Here is a 1,017-nt window from a genome sequence, read left to right as displayed (position 1 = left end):
CCCGGTACTCGGGCGCGGTCATGAGGTGGCGACGGGGCCGGAAATGGGGTGAAATCTGACTGAATACGGCGAGGAACTTCTGGGCCGAACGAGGCCAACGGAAGCCTTTCATGGCGCGTTCGCGCTGCCGAGTACTACAGCCGGAGATGTTGTGACGGGGTTCGTGTGTCGTCGTTGTCTGGGCATGATGCTGGATGTGACGGCTGAGCTGATAGCCGAGTGGCACGACGAACTGGCGAAGCTGACCGGCTCGTTGGGGAGTCTGTTCAACCGGCCGGAGCCGCGGGTGGTGTTCGCGCAGTTCATCGAGGGCCTGCTGGCGGAGCTGCCGAAAAAGAACGGCTGGATGCTCTCGGAGCGGGCCGGGCATGCGACCGCGGACCGGATGCAGTGGCTGCTGAACGGGTCGGTATGGGACGCCGACCAGCTGCGCGACAAGGTCCGCGACTACGTCGTGGAGCATTTGGGCGACGCGGACGCCTCGCTGGTGATCGATGATACCCAGGCCCAGAAGAAGGGCACCAAATCGGTCGGGGTGGCCTTCCAGCACTGCGGGCTGACCGGGGATGTGCGCAACTGCCAGACGATGGTGATGCTCACCTACGCCACCGCCGCCGGACACGCCTTTATCGATCGCCGCCTGTACCTGCCCGATGAATGGACGTCCGACCGGGAGCGGTGCCAGGCTGCCGGTATCCCCGACGAGATCGCCTTCGCCACCAAGCCCGAGTTGGCCATCGCCATGCTCGACCGCGCCCTCGCCGCCCAAGTCCCCTTCACCTGGGTCCTGGCCGATTCCGGCTACGGGCGCGATCCGCAGTTGCGCGCCTGGTGCCACACCCGGGCGGTGCCTTACGTACTGGGCGTCCCGGTCGGTCTCCCGCTGGACGGCCCGCCCGGCAAACCCCGCCATCCCGCCGTCAAACGCGCCGACGACCTGCTCCACTACGCCCGCGTCCGTGACCAGTGGGAACGCCGCTCGTGCGGCCACGGCGCCAAGGGCGAACGGCTCTACGA

Annotated in this window: 1 protein-coding gene and 1 pseudogene; one reads left to right on the top strand and one right to left on the bottom strand. The window is 67.2% G+C overall.

Annotated features, from left to right (window positions below):
* Positions 1-133 (bottom strand): annotated as a pseudogene (locus ABZT03_RS44760) (IS6 family transposase); the annotation flags it as partial.
* A gap of 63 nt (positions 134-196) precedes the next feature.
* On the opposite strand from ABZT03_RS44760, the gene ABZT03_RS44755 reads away from it, so the two are divergent.
* Positions 197-1,017, top strand: an 821-nt coding sequence (locus ABZT03_RS44755) for an IS701 family transposase (protein ID WP_356050113.1), incomplete at its 3' end; no start/stop codon positions are given.

Origin of the sequence: Streptomyces sp. NPDC005574 (genome assembly GCF_040605435.1) — a bacterium.
In the GTDB taxonomy this organism is placed as follows: domain Bacteria; phylum Actinomycetota; class Actinomycetes; order Streptomycetales; family Streptomycetaceae; genus Streptomyces.
Note: the sequence above shows the minus strand (reverse complement) of the source record. Positions and strands in the feature narration are given on the sequence as shown.